The organism is Deinococcus sonorensis KR-87 (genome assembly GCF_040256395.1).
Classification (GTDB): Bacteria; Deinococcota; Deinococci; order Deinococcales; family Deinococcaceae; genus Deinococcus; species Deinococcus sonorensis.
In genome coordinates, this window is the sequence record NZ_CP158299.1 from 1,963,789 (window position 1) to 1,981,861 (window position 18,073).

Below are 18,073 nucleotides of genomic sequence, written 5' to 3' on the forward strand. Positions count from 1 at the left end.
GGTATGTCTGCTTCTGTCTCTGCTCCTGACCACGCCACCACACCCGGCCGCCAGATCGCCCGGATTGCGGTGCCGGTCAGTCTGGAATTCGTGTTCATGCTGCTGCTCAACTTCGTCAATCAGGTGGTGGTGGGCGCGCTGGGTGCCACGGCCATCGCCGCGGTCGGGTTTGCCAACAGCCTGACCTTTATTCTGCTGGTCACCATCGGGGCGCTCGGGTCCTCGGTCAGCATCCTGGTGGCGCGCGCCTTCGGGGCCGGGCGACGGGGTGAGCTGAGCGGCACTGTCAGCGCGGCGCTGCTGCTGGCCGGCACCCTGACCGCGCTGGCGGCCATTCCGCTGGCGCTGTGGGCCGCGCCGCTGCTGCGGCTGACCGGCGCGTCGGCCACCGTGGCGTCGGCTGGCACCGACTACCTGCGGGTCAGCGCCATCGCGCTGGTGCCGGGCGTGTTGGGCGCGGTGCTGAGCGGCGTGCTGCGCTCGCTGGGCCACGCGCGCACCCCCATGATGGCCACGCTGGTGACGGTGCTGCTCAACACGCTGCTCGGCTACCTGCTGGTGTTCGGCGTGGGGCCGCTGCCCCGGCTGGGGGTGGCGGGCGCCGCCTGGGCCACCGTGATCACCGGCGTGCTGAAGACCTGCATCCTGCTGTATCAGGTGTACGGGCCGCGCCAGCTGGCCACCTGGGCTGCGCCGCGTGGCGTGGCCGGCTGGCGGGTGGTGCTGGGGCCGCTCTTCACGCTGGCGCTGCCGCTGGGCATCACCGAACTGGCCTGGAGCGTGGGGACCTTCCTGTACAACGTGGTGTTCGGCCGGCTCGGCGATGAGGCGCTGGCCGCCGCGCAGATCGTGAACTCGCTGGAGGCGGTATTCATTCTGGGCAGCATCGGGCTGATGAGCGCCACCACCGCCCTGGTGGGCCGCTCGCTCGGCAGCGGGGACGCGGCCGGGGCGCTCGGCTGGGTGCGGCGGGTGCTGTCGGTGGGCGTGGGCACCGGCCTGGGCTTCGGGGTGCTGTTCGCGCTGAGTGCGCTGCTGCTGCGGCCGCTGTTCCCGCAGGTCAGCGAGGAGGTGCGCGGCATGGCCATGTGGGGCGTGCTGATCTACGCCGCCTTCCAGGTCGTGAAGGTCCGCAACATGATTCTGGGCGCGGGCGTGCTGCCGAGCGGCAGTGACGTGCAGGGCGTCATCCTGGGCGACGTGGTGAGCGCCTTTCTGGTGGGCCTGCCGCTGGCGATCGTGCTGGGCTTCTTCACCCCGCTGGGCGTGATGGGCCTGTTCCTGGCGCGCGGCATCGAGGAGTCGGTCAAGCTGGCGATCTTCACCTGGCGGGGCCGTCGGCTCCGCTGGGAGCACCTGGCCGAGCAGCAGGTGGCCGCTGCCGCGTGAGGCTGCAGGCCTGCCTGAATGGCGCCCGCAGGCCGGGTGAACATCCGGCACTGCCGCAGGACCCGGCCGCGCTGGCCCGGGACGCGCGGCGGGTTTGTGCCGCCGGGGCAGAGGCCCTGCACCTGCATCTGTGGCACCACGGCACCGAAACGCTGAGTGCGGCCGTGCTGCAGCGCACACTGCGGCAGGTGCGGGACGCGGTGCCCGGAGTGCCGGTCGGCGTCAGTACCGGCCTCTGGATCGCCCGGTCTCCGGCAGAGCGGCTGCAGCTGATCCAGGACTGGGAGGCCCTGCCCCGCGAGGACCGTCCGGACTGCGCCTCAGTCAATCTGGGCGAGGCGGGCGCCGCCGAAGTCTGCCGGGTGCTGCAGCGGCTGGGCATCTGCATCGAGGCGGGGATGGGGAGCGTGGCCGATGTGGAGGCGCTGGCCAGCTCCGGCCTGCTGCACAGCTGTCTGCGGCACCTGATCGAGCTGCCCGGCCACCTCGACGGGCCGGCGGCTCTGCTGGAGTGCCGCCGGATGCACGCGCGGCTGGACGCGTTGGGCGCCCAGGTTCCGCGTCTGACGCACGGCACAGACCAGAATGCCTGGGTCCTGGTCGCGGAGGCGGCCAGGCGGAGCGACGCGACCCGCATCGGCCTCGAGGACGTCCTGACGCTGCCGGATGGCCGTCCGGCTCCGGACAATGCAGCGCTGGTCCAGGCGGCCCGCTACACTCTGGAGCGATGACGCCTGCCCCCTTTGCCGAACGCCTGACCGAGCGTACCCTGCAGCTGCAGACCCGGCTGTGCCTGGGTCTGGACCCCCGCCCGGAGCTGTACCCGCAGCGCGAGGCCCTGCGCGAGCACACCCTGGCGTTGCTGGAGGCCTGCGTGCCGCTGGTGGCCTGCGTCAAGCCGCAGCTGGCCTTCTACGAGGCGCTGGGCCTGTGGGGCATGCAGCTGCTGGAGGAGCTGTGTGACGCGGCCCGCGCGCTGGAGCTGCCGATCATCCTGGACGCCAAGCGGGGCGACATCGGCAGTACGGCGCAGGCGTATGCCCAGGCCTGGCTGTCCGGTGCCCACGCCGGCGCCGCGCTGACGGTCAATCCATTCCTGGGCTTCGAGACGCTGGACCCGTTTGTGGAAACGGCGCAGGCGAACGGGGGCGCCGTCTTTGTGCTGGTGCAAACCAGCAACCCCGGGCAGGCGGACCTGCAGGGCGGCGGCATCAGCGAGCGGGTGGCCGAGGAGGTGGCGCGGCGCGGCGCGGTCAGCACCGGTCTGTCGGCGGTGGGCGCAGTGGTGGGGGCCACCCACCCGGACGCGCTGGCCGGCTGGCGCGCCCGCATGCCCCGGGCACCGTTGCTGCTGCCGGGCCTGGGCGCACAGGGGGCCCGGCCGGATGCTCTGGCCGGAGCTTTTCTGCCGGACGGCACCGGCGCGGTGGTGAGCGCCAGCCGGGGCGTTCAATATGCCCAGGGCGTCAGCGTGGAGGCCGGGGTGCAGGCGGCCCGGACCTTCCGCGACCAGCTGAACGCCGCCCTCACGGCCCGCTGACCTTCAGGCGCCGGCCGCGCCGCCCACCAGGCTGCCGCTCACGCTGAGCAGCAGCAGGCTGGCCACTCCCAGCACCAGCAGCGTGCCGAGCGGGTACATCACCCCGCGCATGGCGCTGGTGCCGGGCTCCGGCTGCAGCGCGCGGAAGCCGATGTACGCCAGCCAGAACTGCACCACGTACACCGCGTAGCCCACCTGACCGTTCAGCCGGAGCAGCGGGCTGCTGAGCTGTGCCTGGGCGATCCGGGTGGCCATCGCCTGCACCGCCTCCAGCGGGGAGAGGGTGCTCAGGTCCGGGGCGTCGCCCAGGGCTGGCGCGGGCGTCACCAGCGCCAGCACGATCAGCACCAGCGACCACACCAGTGGTACCAGGAAGGTGGCGCCGTACACCTCGGCCGGCCGGCCCGCGCGTCCGGTGCCGAGCTGCCCCAGCCCCCACAGCAGCAGCCAGCTGATCAGGGCCTGGACCACGCTGCTGGCGATCATGGCGGCGTACAGCAGCCCGGCGGGCACCAGCGTCTGCAGCGCTTGATGCAGCAGCAGGGCGGTGGCGAGGCCGCCCAGCACCCCGGACAGCACCACCAGCCCCAGGTACCGGGCCGGCCGGGCAGGCAGGGCCCGCAGCCCTTCAAAGAACACGTGTGGACGGCGGATCAGGTCGGCGAGCGTCATGCGGTCAGGTTAGCGTCTCAGGCCGGGCTGCCCAGTCCACCCAGCGGCACCAGCCCGCTGGCCGCCACAACGATCACGGCGATCAGCAGCACCAGGACGATCAGGCTCCCGCTCAGCAGAGGCCCACCGGCCCCGGTGCCCAGCTCGCGGCGCGGCTGCAGCCAGACGGTGGCCACGAACAGCGCGGCCAGCCCCACCAGCAGCCCGGCCAGCCCCACCTGCACCGGCAGCTGCGGCATCTGGTCAGTGTCCAGCAGTTTGGAGAGCTCTCCGTTGCCGCTCAGGAAGGCGCCCAGGCCCAGCGCCAGCGAGTTGTTGAGCGCGTGGATGATCACGCCGGTCCACAGACTGCCGGTATGTTGGTCGGCGCGGGCGAGCACCCAGGCGATCGGCAGAATCGCCACGATCTGGGCCGGCACGCCGTGCGCCAGCCCGAAGATCGCGCTGGCCGCCAGTGCGGCGTACAGCGGCCCCCGGGCCCACTCGTACCCGCGCATCAGCAGGCCCCTGAAGGCGATCTCCTCCGCGAAGGGTATCAGCACGCCGCCGGCCAGCAGCAGCAGCCACAGGTCCGAGCCCGCGCTCTGGAACTGCTGGATGTTCTGCGCCCCCTGCGGCCAGATGCTGATCACGAAGATCAACACGCCTCTGGAGGCAATCAGGGCCAGCAGCAGCGCCAGCAGCGCGGTGCCCCAGGCCGGCGGCGTGCGCCAGCGGCTGTCCTGCACCAGGGCGCTCAGGCCGGGGCGCAGCAGCACCAGCGCCAGCAGCACAGTGATCACGAAGGTCAGCACCAGCGACAGGCCCAGCGGCAGACCGAGCCGGACCAGCACGGCGCTCACCACGTTCTGGCTCAGCAGCAGCAGCAGCGCGGCCCGGTTGCCGTCCAGGGCGCGGACCCGGCGGGCGAGCGGAGGGTGGAGGACGTCCGCATCCAGCTGCGGAACGGGGGAGGAATCGGACATGCGTCCAGGGTAAACGCTGGCGCGCCGCCCGGGGGAGCGGCGCGCCGTGCAGGGAGGGGCTCCTAGCGGGCCAGCTGCTCGTATTCGCGGATGTTTTCGCGGATCACGTCCAGGCTGCTGCGCCAGAACTGCACTTCACGGGTATCGATGCCGAAGCCGGCCGCCAGCGTGGCCGCGTCGGCCAGCCCGGTGCTGGCCAGCAGCTGGTCGTACTGGGCGCGGAAGCCCTGCGGGTCCTGGCGGTAACGGGCGTACAGGCCCAGCCCGAACAGCAGCCCGAAGGTGTAGGGGTAGTTGTAGAAGTTGCTGCCGTAGTAATGGGACTTGACGGCCCACATGTACGGATGCAGGGTGCTGAGCGCCTCGCCGTAGGTGTCGCGCTGGGCCTGCTCCATCAGCCGGTTGAACTCAGTGGGTGAGAGGTCGCGCTTCTCGCGGGCCTCAAACACCGCCGTCTCGAACAGGAAGCGCGAGTGGATGTCCACCACCACCTGCGCCTGCCCCATCAGGGCCGTCTCCAGCACGTACAGCCGCTCGTCGCCGCTGGTCCCGTCCAGCGCCGCGTGCTGCACCACCGTCTCGCAGAAGATGCTGGCGGTTTCGGCCAGGGTCATCGGGGTGGCCTTCTGCAGCGGGGTGCGTCCCTGCAGACACAGGTTGTGGTAGCCGTGGCCCAGCTCGTGCGCCAGGGTGCTGACGCTGTCGAGGTTGGGGGCATGGTTGAGCAGGATGCGGCTCTCGCCGTCGCGCCACGGCATACAGAAGGCGCCCCCGCGCTTGCCGTCGCGCGGCGGCACGTCCAGCCAGCCTTCGCTCATGGCCCGGTCGGCGAAGTCCGCCAGCCGGTCCGAGTAGCTGCGGAAGCTGTTCACCACGAACTGCCGCGCCTCCGGATAGGCCCAGCTGGCCCGGCTCTCGCCCACCGGCGCGAACAGGTCGTGCCACGGCAGGCGGCCGTCGGCGTGGCCCAGCCGCCGCGCCTTGGCCGAGAAGTAGCGGCGGAAGTCCGGAAAGCTCTCCACCACCGCCGTCTGCATCGCCTCCAGCGTAGCCGCGTCAATGCTGTTGCCGCTGAGCGTGGCCTCCACCGCCGAGCGGTAGCCGCGCTTCCGGTTCAGCACGTTGCTCTCGCCCTTGATGCCGTTCAGGGCGGCAGCCAGCGGAATCTCGGCCGTCTGCCACACCTGCAGCTCGGTGATATAAGCCTCCTGCCGCAACGCCGCGTCCGGGTCGCTGGCGAGGTTGCGCAGCATGGTCATCGGGAGCCGTTCGCCGCGCACCTCGCCGCTCAGCAGGCTGCTGACGTTGCCGTGCAGCTTGGCCCACGCGCTGGCGGCGCTGGGGCGCAGCTCGGCGGCCAGCGCCTCCTCTGCGGGGCTCATCTGGTGCTCGGCCGCGTGGCGGGCACGTTCCAGGGCGTAGCGGTGGTCGCGGGCCAGGGCCGAGCCGTTCAGCAGGGCCGGCTGGTCCAGGCCGCCCAGCCACGCGTTGTAGCGGGTCATCAGGTCGCTGAGCGGCTGCGTCAGGGTGGTCAGTTCGCTGCTGCGCGCCTGGGCCAGGTCGTCGCGGCTGTCGGTGGTCAGGAACGCCTGAGCGTAGGCACGCACCGGGGTCAGGCGGGCCAGCAGGTCGTTCAGCGCGGTGGTGGCCTGCTCAAAGGCGGCCACCGGGTCGGCGGCCCGGGCGTCCTTGCGGATCTCCAGCCGGTCAAACAGGGCGCCCAGCGCCTGCACCCGCTCCGCCACATCGGAGAGCGCGGCCTGATACGCGGGCGAATCCAGGGCAGGGTACAGATCATCGGTGCGCCAGTGAGGCGCGGCCTCGGCTACAGGTTGTGAGGTCATGCGCGGCAGTCTAGCGCCGCCGCATGAACCGGGCTGAGAGCCGGGCGGCCTAGCCCTCTTCCTGGGCCTCGTCTTCCCGCATGGTGCCGCTGTCGGCCAGCGCGATCAGCCACGCCATCAACTGGACCAGCGCCAGGAACATGCCTGGCAGCCCAGCGATCATCATCACCCAGCCGCTGGTCACCTGGTTCTGCAGCGGGGTGGTGTTCCACAGGCACAGGGCACCCACGTAGGGCGTGTACAGCACCCGCGGGCTATACAGCCACACGGCGGCCACGCCCATCATCGGCAGGCTGCTGAGCAGGCCGAACCAGCCGCGGTTGCCGAAGCCCCCAGCCTGCACGCCCGGCAGCGGCCGCAGCACCACCGACCAGCTGAGCAGCCCGCCCAGCAGGTACAGCAGCGGCAGTAGGCCCGAGGCGGTGTTGCTGACCAGCGAGGCGTTGAAGCCCGCGGGAATGTTCCAGAAGACGATGATGGTGGCCCACAGCGCCAGCGCCACCCAGGGGTCCAACAGCCACGACAGCAGGCGGCCACCCGGGCGACGGGGGTCCGGCTGCAGATAGCCGGCCGGCAGGCCCAGCACCGCCAGCGGCGGAATCAGTTCGGCCAGCACCATCAGGCGCACCATGTACAGCGCCATGCTGTTGAGCGTCAGGCTGGTGAGCTGCGTCTGGGTGATGGCGAGCGTCAGCAGCACGGCCAGCCCGAACAGGGCGGCGCGCCACAGCGGCCAGCGGTCCCGCGGCGCGCGCAGAAAGCCCCACACGTACCAGCCGGCGGCCGCCACGGTCAGCAGCAGCATCGGCAGGTCCAGGCGCGGCGAGAGCAGCTGGGCCAGGGTGGGGGAGAGGGTGCCTGGGGTCACTGCATCACCTGCTGGATGTCCTGCACCACCCGGTTGATGTCGCTCAGCTGGGTGTAGTCCCAGATCAGCCGCCGCTGGCCCTGGGCGTCAATCAGGTAGGTGGCGCTGGTGTGGTTGATCTGGTACTCGCCCGGCTGCCCCGGCAGAGGGGCCTTCACGTACGACACGCCGTAGCTGCGGGCCAGCTGGGCGAGCGCCGGCTCCGGCACCCGCACCCCCGTAGCCGTACCGAAGTAGCGCACGTAGGGCCCGATCTTGTCGGGGGTGTCGCGGGCCGGGTCGAGCGACACGAACACCACCTGGAACTGCCGCTGCTGCTCGGGCGTCAGCTGCTCGCGGGCCTTTTCCAGGTAGCCGAGCGTCAGCGGGCACACGTCCGGGCAGTGGGTGAAGCCGAAGAACAGGGCGGTGGTGTGGCCAGTGGGCGTGAAGGCGTAGGCCCGGCCCTGGCCGTCGGTGCCCTGGAAGCGGGCGGCCGGCTGCGGCGGGGTATAGACGGTGCCGTAATACGGATACGGGCTCTGCAGGCGGGCGTACAGCCACACGCCGCCCAGCAGCAGGGCCACCGCAAGCACGGCCAGCAGCGCCGAGACGTACCAGGGCCGGGCAGCCGGAAGGGTGCGGGCGGTCATGGGGCCGCCCGCCGGACCAGCAGCGAGACGGTGCGGGCGCTGCCGTCCGAGAACCGCAGGGTTAGCTGTACCTTCGTCCCTGGGCTGAGCGGCCTGCGCAGCCCCGAGAGCATGATGTGGGCCTGGCCGGGAGCAAAGGTGCCGCGCCCGCCGGCTGGAATGCTCAGCCGGTTCAGCGGCTGCATGCTGACGCGCTTCTGGGCATCGGTGTGGCTGGTCATCAACATGGTGTGGGCGGCCACCGGAGTGGAGGCGCCCACCAGCACGGCCGCGCTGGGGCCGGGGTTCTGAAGGGTGAGGTAGGCGGCGCTCTCCGACACGCCGGGCGGGGTGGCCGCCACCCAGCCGCCCTGAAGGGTCAGCCGCTTCACGGCCGCGCCCGGAGCGCTGGAGGTGGCTTTCGGCATGGCCATGCCGGCCATGCCGGCCATGTCGCCGGCGTGCTGGGCACGCGTGGCCGGAGCCGCCAGCGTGATCAGCAGGACCAGAAAAAGAAGCCTGTACATCCCCTGTACTGTAGAGCGAACCGGGTGACGGATTGTCCCCCGCCACGCTGTTGCGCGGGCCGCCCATTGACGGCCCGTCTGTCACGGGCTGTACTGGGCAGCATGGCCTTCATCACGTGGCTCCACGATCTCCAGTTTCCCAGCGCCGCCGCCCGCCTGTTTCCCACACCGCTCGCGCTGGCCACCCTGGTGCTGTTCGTGTGGAGCCTCGGTCCGGCGATCCGGGGCCGCATCCAGCCGCCGATGGTGTGGTGGCTGCGCCTCACCTGGGTGCTGACGCTGATTCCGGCCGCCACCGGCGTGATCCTGGCGGTGGGCGGCGACAAGGTGGCGAGCGCGGTGGCCGCCACCGGACGCAGCACCACCCGCTACGGCTTTCCGCCGGACCCCAGCCGCAACTGGGAACACTGGATGTACGCCGCCCTGATCCTGGCGAGCCTGTATGCCATTGAGCTGCTGGTGCAGGGCCGCATCATCCGCCACCAGACCGGCCTGCGGCTGCTGCCGGTGGCCACCCTGTTTCTGTACGGGGTGGCCTACATGGTGGGCCGTGTGGCGGTGTTTCCCGGCAGCACGCCCGGCACCTGAGGCCGGGCTAGTTCAGTTCGTCGTCCGGCAGCGGGCTGCTGACGCTGGCCAGCACCTGCAGCAGCGCCGGGCTGTCGTCCGGCGTGGTGCCCTCGCGCTCGGCCAGATAGGTGGCCACCCACGCCGCGAAGTACCACAGCGCCAGCGTGCCGGCGTACCCTTCCTCGCCGCCCGGATACGGCACCGTCACCACCTCGTCAATGCGGGTTTCCAGCACCTCGCGCACCAGCCGCAGTTCGGCGTCCTCCTCGCCCAGCAGCAGCGCCAGCCGACCGTCGCCGCGCTCGTGGTGCGCCTCGAAGGCGCCGGTCAGCACGTACAGCGGCTCACGTTCCACCGGCACGCTCAGCACCTTGCCGATGCGCGCGAGCAGCAGCTGCCACGCGAATACCAGCGCGCCCTCGCCGGCCGGGGCCAGCAGCAGCGGCGCGCGTCCCCACAGCGTCCAGGCCAGGTCGCGGGCCGGGTTGCCCTCCTCGATTTCCGGGGCGCAGCGGTCCCGCAGGTCCGAGAGCAGCGCCTCGGCCTGCTGGGCCTCCTCGGCGTGACCGGTGGCGTAGGCCAGGTACTGCGCGAGATGGTAGGTGCTGCTCACGCCGCCCGGCGCCAGAAAGTGCAGCTGATCCAGCGCAAACCGGCGGCCCTCACCCACGCCCACCCGCCGCACCGTGACCTCCGAGACCTCCGCCAGCGCGGCGAAGTCGTCGGCCGCCGCCTGCGTTTCGGCGCTGTTCAGCACGAACTGGGTGCCGCTGGCGCTTAGGCGCACCTGACTGAACGGCTCGCACAGCTGCGCGGCCAGCGCTGCCTCGCCCAGCCCCAGCAGCCCGAACGGCCCCTGTTCCGGGGTGGTCGGCCCCTGGTAGCTGCCCGGCAGGTTCAACAGTGTCTGAAAGATGCTCATGGCTCTAAGGTGGCATGAGAGACCGGTCCCGAGTGTGAGCGCAGGGGCGTCCCACGCGTCTAAAGAGCCCTTCATGTGAGCGGTTTTCAGCGTGCTAGACTCCGCTCTGTGCCAGTTTTTCTCCCGCTCGGAGCCGCGCCGTGCCCAAAAAAAACACCCGCCGTTCCAGAGGAAGGGTGGGTGGAGTGGTGCGCCCGACGGGACTTGAACCTGTGACCTTTGGCTTCGGAGGCCAACGCTCTATCCAGCTGAGCTACGAGCGCAAAGCTCAGCTAAACTAGCACGCACCGAGGAGGAATTCAAGTGAAGAAGCAAGTCATCGTACGCGTCCTGCTGGGCGTTCTGGCACTGCTGCTGGTGGCCGGGCTCGTGGTGCAGTTCACGCCGGCCATCGGATCGCTCAGCGGCAGCAGCGGCACGCCGGCCCTGAAGGTCGCCGGGCAGACCATCACCGCGCAGCAGCTGGACAACGCGCGGCAGGCCAACCAGCTGCTGTCGTCGGTGCGCACCGGGTTGCTCGGCGACGACTTCGAGACGGTGGTCGCCGATCAGCTGGTCACCCAGACGCTGCTGCAGCAGGCGGCGGCCGACCAGAAGGTCAGCCGCGCCGACGTGAACGCCGAGGTCACCAAGACCCGCGAGTCGAATAACCTGACCGACAACAAGGCCTGGACCGACGCGCTGCGCAACGCCGGGTTCTCCGACTCGTCGTACCGCGAGCAGGTGCGCAACTCGCTGGCGGTGCAGCGCAAGGCCAAGGCGATTCAGGACGCCGCGCCCAAGCCTACCGAGGCGCAGATCCGGATGTACTACGACCTGAACCCGCAGACCTTCCAGTCAGACGCCCGCATCGTGGGGCGCGAGATTGTGGTGGACACCAAGGCCAAGGCCGATCAGCTGCTGGCCCAGCTCAAGAAGGGCGCGGACTTCGCGGCCCTGGCGAGCGCCAACAGCCTGGAGAACAAGGACCGCGGCGGCGCGCTGGCGGCCCTGGAGAACGGCAAGCCCAAGCCGGTGGCCCAGGTGGCGCTGCCGCAGGAGGTGGGTGTGGCCGCCTTCGCCCTGACCAGCGGCGGCCTGACCGACGTGATCAAGAGTGGCGAGCGCTATTACATCGTGAAGGTGGAGCAGTTCCTGGCGCCCAGCACCAAGCCGTACAGCGAGGCCAAGGCCAGCGCCACCGACGCGGTTGCCAACCAGCTGAAGAATCAGGCGGTGGAGGCGTGGATCGACAGCCTGCGCCAGAACGTCAAGGTCGAGGTGGTGGACCCCGCGTGGCCGTACAACGACCCGGCGGTGGCCACCGTGAACGGCCAGAAAATTCCCTACACCGAGGTGCTGGCGGCGATGCTGAACAACCAGCAGTTCGCGGCGCTGCTGCAGCAGGCCTCGCCGGATCAGGCGGCCCCGCTGGTCAACAGCTTCCTGAAGCCGAGCATCGTGCAGTCGCTGATCCAGCAGTACGCGGCCCCGATCATCGTCAAGGCGCAGAAGCTCCCGCTGGTGGGCAGCCGCGGTGAGCTGCTGAGCGGCCTGACCGCCTACGGTGCCCGCGACGTCAAGGTATCGGACGCCGACGTGCAGGCCTACTACAAGGCCCACCAGAAGGAGTTCCAGACCCAGGCGAGCGCCACCGTCTCGACCGCCAGCTTCAAGGACAAGCAGCAGGCGCTGGCGTTCCGGCAGGCGTTCAAGAGCGGCGACTTCACCAAGGCCGCCAGCAAGGCCGGCGGCACGGTGGCCGAGCGCGGCGCCGTCACCCAGGGCGACAGCAAGCTGACCGGCGCGCTGGAAACCGCCGTGTTCGCCACCGACCGGCTGCAGCCGGCAGGTGAGGGCAGCCTCAGCGACGTGGCGCAGGAGAACGGACGCTACGTGGTGGCGTACCTGACCGATCTGGTGCGCGCCAGCGTCAAGCCGCTGGCCGAGGTGCAGAGCACCATCCAGAGTCAGCTGCTGGCCCAAAAGCAGCAGACGGCCGGGCAGGCCTACCTGACCGCCCAGCTCAAGACCATCAAGACCCAGGACCTGCTGAGCAGCGTGCTGGCGGCGCAGGCCAAGCGGGTCGCGGCGCAGACGCCCAGCTCGCCCAGCAGCCCCTCGGCGCCCAGCACGCCCGCGAAGTAAGCCTCCACAGAAGGCGCCCCCCTGCAGCTGCAGGGGGGCGCCTTATCTTTTGCCTTCAGGCTCAGCTGGGAGCGGCTTCCACCAGCCCCGCCTGCATGAAGGACAGCAGGATGCCCAGCAGGGTGCGCGGCGGCAGGTCGGTCGTCTCCAGCATCTGCCGCACCGTCAGGCGGCCTACCCCGGCCAGGGCGCGGTACTGGGCGCGGGTGACCGGCTGCTGCTCCGACCAGCGGGCAGTGAAGCGCAGCCCCTGGTCCCAGTCGGGCAGAGCGGCCAGCAGCGGGCTCCAGGCCGCGTTGTCCACCAGCAGCTGACGCAGGGTGGCGTCGCGGGAGGACGTGACCGTGCGCTCACTGGTGGTGGGGCCGCCCTCGAACTGCAGTTCGCCCCGGTTCAGGGAGGCCAGCAGATCCAGCGCGGACGCGCCGGCCTTGCCCATGCTGACCGCATGCACGACGTTGCCGTTCTCCAGCCAGACCTCGCCGGAAAGCGGTCCCCGCACCCGCACATGTCCGGTGCGGCCACCGTTCATCAGCATCTGGAGCACGGCGGGAAAGGCAAAGTGAGTCAGGTCACTGCTCAGCATGCCAGGAGTGTAGCGTAGCGTGGCAGCTGTCAATAGCAGACAAACGGCTGCCCCCATCCTGCTTGACTTGAATTCGTAAGAAACGTAAATTCAGGAATGATGACCCAGGGCGAAACGGCCGGAACCCAGCGCGACAGGCAGCACAGCGTTCTGCAGCTGCTGGAGGACCGCGAATCCGTTTCGGTGAGTGAACTTTCGGCGCTGCTGCTCGTTTCGGAAGTCACGGTCCGCAGCGACCTCAAGGCGCTGGCCGGACGGGGGCTGGTGCGCCGCACCCGGGGGGGGGTGGCGCGGCCGCTGGGCCTGCCGGAACGGACCCTGGAGGAGAGCAGCCGGCAGCAGGCGGCCGTGAAGCGCCGCATCGGGCAGCGGGCGGCCAGTCTGGTGCGTGACGGCCAGACGGTGTTTCTGGACGTGGGCAGCACCACCACCGAAATTGCCCGGCACCTGAGTCCGGCGCTGCGGGGCGTCACGGTGGTGACCAACGGCCTGAACATCGCGCTGGAGCTGGAGCGGCTGCCGGGCCTGCACATCATCGTGACCGGCGGCAGCCTGCGCCGGCTTCAACACAGCCTGGTGAACCCCTACGGCCTGGAGCTGCTGGGCCGCATCCGGGCCGATCTGCTGTTTCTGGGCTGCAACGGGCTGGACGTGCAGCATGGCGTCACCAACGCAAATTTCGATGAGGCCGAGATCAAGAGCCGCATGGCTGAATATGCCCGAAGCGTGGTCGTGGTTGCGGACCACAGCAAGCTTGGTACAGTGGCCCGCGCCCATGTCCTGCCGGCCCGGCAGGTGCAGGTGCTCATCACCGGCCGTCAGGCCAGCCCGGACCAGCTCAGACCGTTGCAGGCTGTCATCCCGACCATTCACGCCGTGTAGCCACGGCCCGGAGTCCACTGATATGCAACCCACTTCCATGCACAAGGCCGAGTACCTCAAACCCGACGGACGGCTCCTGTGGCTGTACGGCACGGCGCCGATCCAGCTGGAAAGCGAGGTGCCGTCGCCCAGCCCGGACCCGGTGGAGGCGCGCCCCCAGCTGCGCTGGCACCCGCTGCGCGGCGAATGGGTGATGTACGCGGCGCACCGGCAGAACCGCACCTTCATGCCGCCGCCGGAGTACAACCCGCTGGCCCCCACCCGCGACCCGGAAAATCCCACCGAGCTGCCGCAGGGCCAGTACGACATCGCGGTGTTTCAGAACCGCTTTCCCAGCCTGAGCCTGCAGGCGCCGCAGCCGGAGCCGGTGCCGGGCCTGGACGTCCGGGCTGGCGTCGGCTCGTGCGAGGTGGTGGTGTTCACCCAGGACCCCAACCAGACGCTGGCGACCCTGCCGCCGGACCGGTTCCGGCTGCTGCTGGACGTGTGGGCCGACCGCACCGAGTCGCTGGGGCAGGATTCGCGCATCCGCTACGTGCTGCCGTTTGAGAACCGGGGTGTGGAGGTGGGTGTCACACTGCACCACCCGCACGGTCAGCTGTACGCCTACAACCACATTCCGCCGGTGCAGGAGCGGGTGCTGTCTCAGATGCGCGAGCACCTGACGGCCCATGGCCAGCCGTGGCTGAGCAGCTTCGTGGCCACCGAGCGCGAGGTGGGCGTGCGACTGATTCATGACCGGCCGCACGCCCTGAGCGTGGTGCCGCCGTTTGCCCGCTACACCTACGAGACCTGGGTGCTGCCGGCCCGCGCGGTGTCGCGCATCTCGGAGCTGTCGGACGAAGAGCGCGACGACTTTGCGCTGGTGCTGCGTGACGCGCTGCGCCGGCTGGACGCGCTGTTCGGGGTGCGGATGCCGTACCTGATGACGGTGCAGCAGGCCCCCTGCGGCGGCGAGTACCCGGAGTGGCCGCTGCACATCGAGATCTATCCGTACCTGCGGGCGCCGGGCCGCATGAAGTACCTGGCCGGCACCGAGCAGGGGGCCGGCGAGTTCGCCAACGACGCGCTGCCCGAGCAGAAGGCGGCAGAGCTGCGCGCCCTGACGCTGGAGGGCGAGTGAGCGCCCGGTGCGTGTCTTTAGCGTGTGCAGAGCTGACGGGTGGGCCTGTGCGGGTGGGCGGCCATGACTGAGCCGGCCGCCGACCTGTCCTGGCGGGAGCTGGAAGGCCGGGTGCCGCTGGACGCGCTGCCGGACCTGCACCGGCGGTTTCTGCACTGGCGCGGCGTGGCCGACGTGGACAGCATGCCGCTGCGGCGCGTGCAGCAGCGGGTCGAGGCCGAACTGAACCGGCTGGTGCAGGCCGGGCAGGCCACCCGCAGCGGCGACGACTGGCGGCTGCACGCCGGCGCTCTGGACGGGTTTGACCTGCCGTAGCCCCCGACAGACCGGCCCCGGGTGGGCGGCCCTGGCAGCGTGCCGGGCCGCCCACGCTGCATCTGTCGGCGCGTGGCGGGGTGCCTGGGCAGAAACGCGCCTGGGGTGGGCATTGCCGGGTCTGCGTGGTACATTGTGCGCGTAACTTCAAGTCGTTGTCTTGCTGGTCTGGCCTGGGAAGCATTCATTCCGTGAGTCCGGTTTCCGTCGTCTATTCGTGAAAAAACGCACGAGTGAGGGTGGGGGCGGGCTTCAGGAGGGGGAGCGTATCGAGGTTCTGCATCTGGTGGTCATGCTTCTGATCGCGGGGGGCATCGGGGTACTGGCGGTGGTGGTGAGCATCCTGCTGGGGCCGAAGAAGCCCAGCCGGACAAAACTGATGCCGTACGAGAGCGGCAACGATCCGGTGGGCAGTGGCCGAGAGCGCTTCCCGGTGCACTTCTATCTGGTGGCGATGCTGTTCATCGTGTTCGACATCGAGACGGCCTTTTTCTATCCGCTGGCGGTGGCGTATCAGCGGCTGGGCAGCTTCGTGTTCTGGGAGGCGCTCAGCTTCGTGGCGCTGGTGCTGGTGGGCTACTACTACATCCTGCGAAAAGGGGTGCTGGAATGGGCGTGAGCAGGCGGGTGGACCGTGGGGCTTAAGGAGCTGTTCGACCGCGACTGGCAGGAGCTGGAGTCGGAGGGCATCCTGTTCTCCAGTCTGGAAAAACTGGTGGCCTGGGGCCGCAGCAACTCGCTGTGGCCCGCGACCTTTGGCCTGGCCTGCTGCGCCATCGAGATGATGAGCAGCACCGACGGCCGCAACGATCTGGCGCGCTTCGGCTCGGAGGTGTTCCGGGCGTCGCCCCGTCAGGCCGACGTGATGATCGTGGCCGGGCGGCTCTCCAAGAAGATGGCGCCGGTGATGCGGCGCGTCTACGACCAGATGCCGGACCCCAAGTGGGTGATCAGCATGGGCGCCTGCGCCAGCAGCGGGGGCATGTTCAACAACTACGCCATCGTGCAGAACGTGGACAGCGTTGTGCCGGTGGACATCTACGTCCCCGGCTGCCCGCCGCGGCCGGAAGCGCTGATCTACGCCGTGATGCAGCTGCAGAAGAAGGTGCGCGGCGAGGCCTTCGACGGGCTGGGCCATCAGCTGCCGATGGTGGACGCATGGACAAGGTAGCGGCAGGGGTGGGCGGTCCGGTCGGGTCGTGCCTCGGGGGTCAGCCATGACCGCCTCGCACGCCCGCGACATCGCGCCGCTGCTGAACACGCTGGGGCTGGAACCGGACGGCAACAGCACCGAACCCACCGCCCTGGTGACACCGGAGCGGCTGCTGGAGGTGGCCGGGGAACTCAAGCGCCAGGGCTTCATGCTGCTGGACACGGTGGGCCTGGACTACCTGAAGTATCCGGTGCCGTATCCGGCGCGCTTCTGCGTGCTGCACAACGTCTATCACCCGGAAGACCACCGCCGCCTGTTCCTGCGGGTGTACGTGCCGCAGAGCGGGGAGCTGCCCAGCCTGTACCCGGTGTGGCGCTCGGCCAACTACCTGGAGCGGGAGGTCTACGACCTGCTGGGCGTGGTGTTCGAGGGGCACCCGGACCTGCGCAAGGTGCTGACCCCCGACGACATGGAAGGCCATCCGCTGCGCAAGGATTTTCCCACCGGAGAGACGCCCACCCTGTTCCGGGACGGCCGCTTTCTGGACCCGGCGGCGTTCCGGGCCGGCCTCAACGGTCAGAACAGCGGCCTGACCGGCTGGCGTGGGGCGCTGCGGCGCGGCGACGCCGGCCAGCCGCTGCCGCCGGTGATGCCGGAAGGCGGCGCCAAGTGAGCCGCTGGCGAGAGGGAGGGCAGACATGACCATCAAGGACCGCAACACCGGGACGCTGCCGCCGGACCAGATGACGCCGGACCACCAGGAGACCAGCCACGCGGAGCGGGCCGGAAAGGCCGAGCGCGGCGCGCTGATGCACACCGAGGTGATGAGCCTCAACGTCGGCCCACAGCACCCGTCCACCCACGGCGTGCTGCGGCTGGTGGTGGACATGGACGGCGAGTATGTGGTGCGGGTCACGCCGCACATGGGCTACCTGCACACCGGGTTCGAGAAGACCTTCGAGGTCCGCACCTACCAGCAGGGCGTGACCTACGCGCCGCGCACCGATTACCTGCACAGCTTCTCGCACGAGCTGGCCTACGTGCTGAGCGTGGAAAAACTGCTGCAGGTGCAGGTGCCGGACCGCGCCAATGTGATCCGGGTGATCCTGCACGAACTGGGGCGCATCCAGTCGCATCTGGTGTTCGTGGGCACCGGGCTGCTGGACCTGGGCGCCCTGACCCCCTTCTTCTACGCCTTCCGCGAGAAGGAGGAGGTGCAGAACCTCTTCGAGGAGATCTGCGGCTACCGCATGAACCAGGGCTACCTGCGGGTGGGCGGCCTGTACCGCGACGCGCCGGACGGCTGGGCGGAGCACGTGCAGCGCTTCGTGGACAGCTTCGATAGCCGGGTGGACGAGTACGAGACGCTGTTCGCCAAGAACCCGATCTTCCTGGACCGGGCCACCGGGGTGGGCGTCATTCCGCGCGAGGTGGCGCTGGACCTGGGCCTGACCGGTCCGAACCTGCGCGCCTCCGGGGTGGCGCTGGACCACCGCAAGGCCAATCCCTACTGCGGCTTCGAGCAGTACGACTTCGAGGTGCCGGTCAGCACCGCCGGTGACTCGCTGGCCCGCTTCAATTTGCGCCTGCTGGAGTTCCGGCAGAGTGCGCGCATCATCCGGCAGGCGCTGAAGCTGCTGAAGCCCGGCCCGATCAAGGACCCGAACCGCAAGATCAGCCTGCCGCCGCGCCCGGAACTGGAAACGAGCATGGAGGCGGTCATCCACCACTTCAAGCTGGTGACCGAAGGCTTCCATCCGCCGCTGGGTGAGGTGTACGTGCCCACCGAGTCGGCGCGCGGCGAGGTGGGCTACTACGTGATCTCGGACGGCGGCAGCATGCCGTACCGGGTCAAGATCCGCTCGCCGAGCTTCGTGAACCTGCAGGCGCTGGAATACGCCTGCGTGGGGGGGCAGTTCGCGGACCTGATCACCATTCTGGCCACCATCGACCCGGTGCTGGGAGACGTGGACCGGTGA

The 18,073-nt window shown here is 69.9% G+C and carries 20 protein-coding genes and 1 tRNA gene; 12 read left to right on the forward strand and 9 right to left on the reverse strand.

Features of this window, described 5'->3' with window-relative positions; translation table 11 throughout:
- Positions 1–3: 3 nt before the first annotated feature.
- From ABOD76_RS14900 to pyrF, 3 genes are read left to right on the forward strand one after another with little or no spacing between them, the layout of a single operon-like run.
- A complete protein-coding gene (locus ABOD76_RS14900) occupies positions 4–1,389 on the forward strand; it encodes an MATE family efflux transporter (RefSeq protein ID WP_350242755.1) in 1,386 nt (461 codons plus the stop codon).
- Positions 1,386–2,120, forward strand: a complete 735-nt coding sequence (locus ABOD76_RS14905; protein WP_350242756.1) for a 3-keto-5-aminohexanoate cleavage protein — start codon at positions 1,386–1,388, stop codon at positions 2,118–2,120. Before ABOD76_RS14900 ends, ABOD76_RS14905 begins: the two co-directional genes overlap by 4 nt.
- The gene (pyrF, locus tag ABOD76_RS14910; protein ID WP_350242757.1) at positions 2,117–2,929 is read left to right on the forward strand and encodes an orotidine-5'-phosphate decarboxylase; all 813 of its coding nucleotides are present in this window, start codon (positions 2,117–2,119) and stop codon (positions 2,927–2,929) included. Before ABOD76_RS14905 ends, pyrF begins: the two co-directional genes overlap by 4 nt.
- Before the next feature lie 3 nt (positions 2,930–2,932).
- Here the strand turns inward: pyrF and ABOD76_RS14915 are convergent, their stop codons facing one another.
- The 6 genes from ABOD76_RS14915 to ABOD76_RS14940 all read right to left on the reverse strand — a co-directional run bounded on the left by ABOD76_RS14915 (position 2,933) and on the right by ABOD76_RS14940 (position 8,416).
- Positions 2,933–3,601, reverse strand: a complete 669-nt coding sequence (locus tag ABOD76_RS14915; protein WP_350242758.1) for a hypothetical protein — start codon at positions 3,599–3,601, stop codon at positions 2,933–2,935.
- 17 nt (positions 3,602–3,618) lie between these two features.
- Positions 3,619–4,566, reverse strand: a complete 948-nt coding sequence (locus ABOD76_RS14920; RefSeq protein WP_350242759.1) for a CPBP family intramembrane glutamic endopeptidase — start codon at positions 4,564–4,566, stop codon at positions 3,619–3,621.
- A 62-nt stretch (positions 4,567–4,628) separates the two neighbouring features.
- Complete coding sequence (locus ABOD76_RS14925) at positions 4,629–6,410, reverse strand: M3 family oligoendopeptidase (protein ID WP_350242760.1); 1,782 nt, start codon at positions 6,408–6,410, stop codon at positions 4,629–4,631.
- Positions 6,411–6,459: 49 nt separating this feature from the next.
- Positions 6,460–7,278 carry a cytochrome c oxidase assembly protein gene (locus tag ABOD76_RS14930; RefSeq protein ID WP_350242761.1) on the reverse strand — a complete coding sequence of 273 codons (819 nt, stop codon included), beginning with the start codon at positions 7,276–7,278 and terminating at the stop codon, positions 6,460–6,462.
- Positions 7,275–7,910: an SCO family protein gene (locus ABOD76_RS14935; protein WP_350242762.1), complete on the reverse strand. Its 636-nt coding sequence runs from the start codon at positions 7,908–7,910 to the stop codon at positions 7,275–7,277. The genes ABOD76_RS14930 and ABOD76_RS14935 overlap by 4 nt, the downstream gene beginning before the upstream one ends.
- Complete coding sequence (locus tag ABOD76_RS14940; RefSeq protein WP_350242763.1) at positions 7,907–8,416, reverse strand: copper chaperone PCu(A)C; 510 nt, start codon at positions 8,414–8,416, stop codon at positions 7,907–7,909. The genes ABOD76_RS14935 and ABOD76_RS14940 overlap by 4 nt, the downstream gene beginning before the upstream one ends.
- 102 nt (positions 8,417–8,518) lie before the next feature.
- Here ABOD76_RS14940 and ABOD76_RS14945 point away from each other — a divergent pair, with 102 nt between their 5' ends.
- A complete protein-coding gene (locus ABOD76_RS14945; protein WP_350242764.1) occupies positions 8,519–9,004 on the forward strand; it encodes a hypothetical protein in 486 nt (161 codons plus the stop codon).
- 7 nt (positions 9,005–9,011) lie between these two features.
- On the opposite strand, the gene ABOD76_RS14950 is transcribed toward ABOD76_RS14945, so the two are convergent.
- Both ABOD76_RS14950 and ABOD76_RS14955 read right to left on the reverse strand, forming a co-directional pair.
- Positions 9,012–9,908, reverse strand: coding sequence for an SIS domain-containing protein (locus tag ABOD76_RS14950; protein WP_350242765.1), 897 nt, complete (start codon positions 9,906–9,908; stop codon positions 9,012–9,014).
- Between the two features lie 186 nt (positions 9,909–10,094).
- Positions 10,095–10,171, reverse strand: a tRNA-Arg gene (locus ABOD76_RS14955).
- Between the two features lie 40 nt (positions 10,172–10,211).
- On the opposite strand from ABOD76_RS14955, the gene ABOD76_RS14960 reads away from it, so the two are divergent.
- Positions 10,212–12,035 carry a peptidyl-prolyl cis-trans isomerase gene (locus ABOD76_RS14960; protein WP_350242766.1) on the forward strand — a complete coding sequence of 608 codons (1,824 nt, stop codon included), beginning with the start codon at positions 10,212–10,214 and terminating at the stop codon, positions 12,033–12,035.
- A gap of 61 nt (positions 12,036–12,096) precedes the next feature.
- Here the strand turns inward: ABOD76_RS14960 and ABOD76_RS14965 are convergent, their stop codons facing one another.
- Complete coding sequence (locus ABOD76_RS14965) at positions 12,097–12,621, reverse strand: DUF4388 domain-containing protein (protein ID WP_350242767.1); 525 nt, start codon at positions 12,619–12,621, stop codon at positions 12,097–12,099.
- Between the two features lie 99 nt (positions 12,622–12,720).
- On the opposite strand from ABOD76_RS14965, the gene ABOD76_RS14970 reads away from it, so the two are divergent.
- The 7 genes from ABOD76_RS14970 to nuoD all read left to right on the forward strand — a co-directional run bounded on the left by ABOD76_RS14970 (position 12,721) and on the right by nuoD (position 18,073).
- Positions 12,721–13,503, forward strand: a complete 783-nt coding sequence (locus ABOD76_RS14970) for a DeoR/GlpR family DNA-binding transcription regulator (protein WP_350242768.1) — start codon at positions 12,721–12,723, stop codon at positions 13,501–13,503.
- 22 nt (positions 13,504–13,525) lie between these two features.
- The gene (gene galT / locus ABOD76_RS14975) at positions 13,526–14,626 is read left to right on the forward strand and encodes a galactose-1-phosphate uridylyltransferase (protein WP_350242769.1); all 1,101 of its coding nucleotides are present in this window, start codon (positions 13,526–13,528) and stop codon (positions 14,624–14,626) included.
- 63 nt (positions 14,627–14,689) lie between these two features.
- Positions 14,690–14,941 (forward strand): hypothetical protein, encoded by a 252-nt coding sequence (locus ABOD76_RS14980; RefSeq protein ID WP_350242770.1) that lies wholly within the window; start codon positions 14,690–14,692, stop codon positions 14,939–14,941.
- Between the two features lie 292 nt (positions 14,942–15,233).
- Positions 15,234–15,560, forward strand: a complete 327-nt coding sequence (locus ABOD76_RS14985) for an NADH-quinone oxidoreductase subunit A (protein WP_350242771.1) — start codon at positions 15,234–15,236, stop codon at positions 15,558–15,560.
- Between the two features lie 15 nt (positions 15,561–15,575).
- Positions 15,576–16,112 (forward strand): NuoB/complex I 20 kDa subunit family protein, encoded by a 537-nt coding sequence (locus ABOD76_RS14990; RefSeq protein WP_380129681.1) that lies wholly within the window; start codon positions 15,576–15,578, stop codon positions 16,110–16,112.
- 46 nt (positions 16,113–16,158) lie between these two features.
- On the forward strand, positions 16,159–16,767 hold the full coding sequence (locus tag ABOD76_RS14995; RefSeq protein WP_350242772.1) for an NADH-quinone oxidoreductase subunit C: 609 nt from the start codon (positions 16,159–16,161) through the stop codon (positions 16,765–16,767).
- A gap of 70 nt (positions 16,768–16,837) precedes the next feature.
- The gene (nuoD, locus tag ABOD76_RS15000) at positions 16,838–18,073 is read left to right on the forward strand and encodes an NADH dehydrogenase (quinone) subunit D (RefSeq protein WP_350245276.1); all 1,236 of its coding nucleotides are present in this window, start codon (positions 16,838–16,840) and stop codon (positions 18,071–18,073) included.

Excerpts from the sequence above, each read along its gene's own strand:
- ABOD76_RS14900 (WP_350242755.1), top strand. The coding sequence starts at position 4 with ATGTCTGCTTCTGTCTCTGCTCCTGACCACGCCACCACACCCGGCCGC.
- pyrF (WP_350242757.1), top strand. The coding sequence starts at position 2,117 with ATGACGCCTGCCCCCTTTGCCGAACGCCTGACCGAGCGTACCCTGCAG.
- ABOD76_RS14915 (WP_350242758.1), bottom strand. The coding sequence starts at position 3,601 with ATGACGCTCGCCGACCTGATCCGCCGTCCACACGTGTTCTTTGAAGGG.
- ABOD76_RS14920 (WP_350242759.1), bottom strand. The coding sequence starts at position 4,566 with ATGTCCGATTCCTCCCCCGTTCCGCAGCTGGATGCGGACGTCCTCCAC.
- ABOD76_RS14925 (WP_350242760.1), bottom strand. The coding sequence starts at position 6,410 with ATGACCTCACAACCTGTAGCCGAGGCCGCGCCTCACTGGCGCACCGAT.
- ABOD76_RS14935 (WP_350242762.1), bottom strand. The coding sequence starts at position 7,910 with ATGACCGCCCGCACCCTTCCGGCTGCCCGGCCCTGGTACGTCTCGGCG.
- ABOD76_RS14940 (WP_350242763.1), bottom strand. The coding sequence starts at position 8,416 with ATGTACAGGCTTCTTTTTCTGGTCCTGCTGATCACGCTGGCGGCTCCG.
- ABOD76_RS14945 (WP_350242764.1), top strand. The coding sequence starts at position 8,519 with ATGGCCTTCATCACGTGGCTCCACGATCTCCAGTTTCCCAGCGCCGCC.
- ABOD76_RS14950 (WP_350242765.1), bottom strand. The coding sequence starts at position 9,908 with ATGAGCATCTTTCAGACACTGTTGAACCTGCCGGGCAGCTACCAGGGG.
- ABOD76_RS14965 (WP_350242767.1), bottom strand. The coding sequence starts at position 12,621 with ATGCTGAGCAGTGACCTGACTCACTTTGCCTTTCCCGCCGTGCTCCAG.
- ABOD76_RS14970 (WP_350242768.1), top strand. The coding sequence starts at position 12,721 with ATGACCCAGGGCGAAACGGCCGGAACCCAGCGCGACAGGCAGCACAGC.
- galT (WP_350242769.1), top strand. The coding sequence starts at position 13,526 with ATGCAACCCACTTCCATGCACAAGGCCGAGTACCTCAAACCCGACGGA.
- ABOD76_RS14980 (WP_350242770.1), top strand. The coding sequence starts at position 14,690 with ATGACTGAGCCGGCCGCCGACCTGTCCTGGCGGGAGCTGGAAGGCCGG.
- ABOD76_RS14985 (WP_350242771.1), top strand. The coding sequence starts at position 15,234 with ATGCTTCTGATCGCGGGGGGCATCGGGGTACTGGCGGTGGTGGTGAGC.
- ABOD76_RS14995 (WP_350242772.1), top strand. The coding sequence starts at position 16,159 with ATGACCGCCTCGCACGCCCGCGACATCGCGCCGCTGCTGAACACGCTG.
- nuoD (WP_350245276.1), top strand. The coding sequence starts at position 16,838 with ATGACGCCGGACCACCAGGAGACCAGCCACGCGGAGCGGGCCGGAAAG.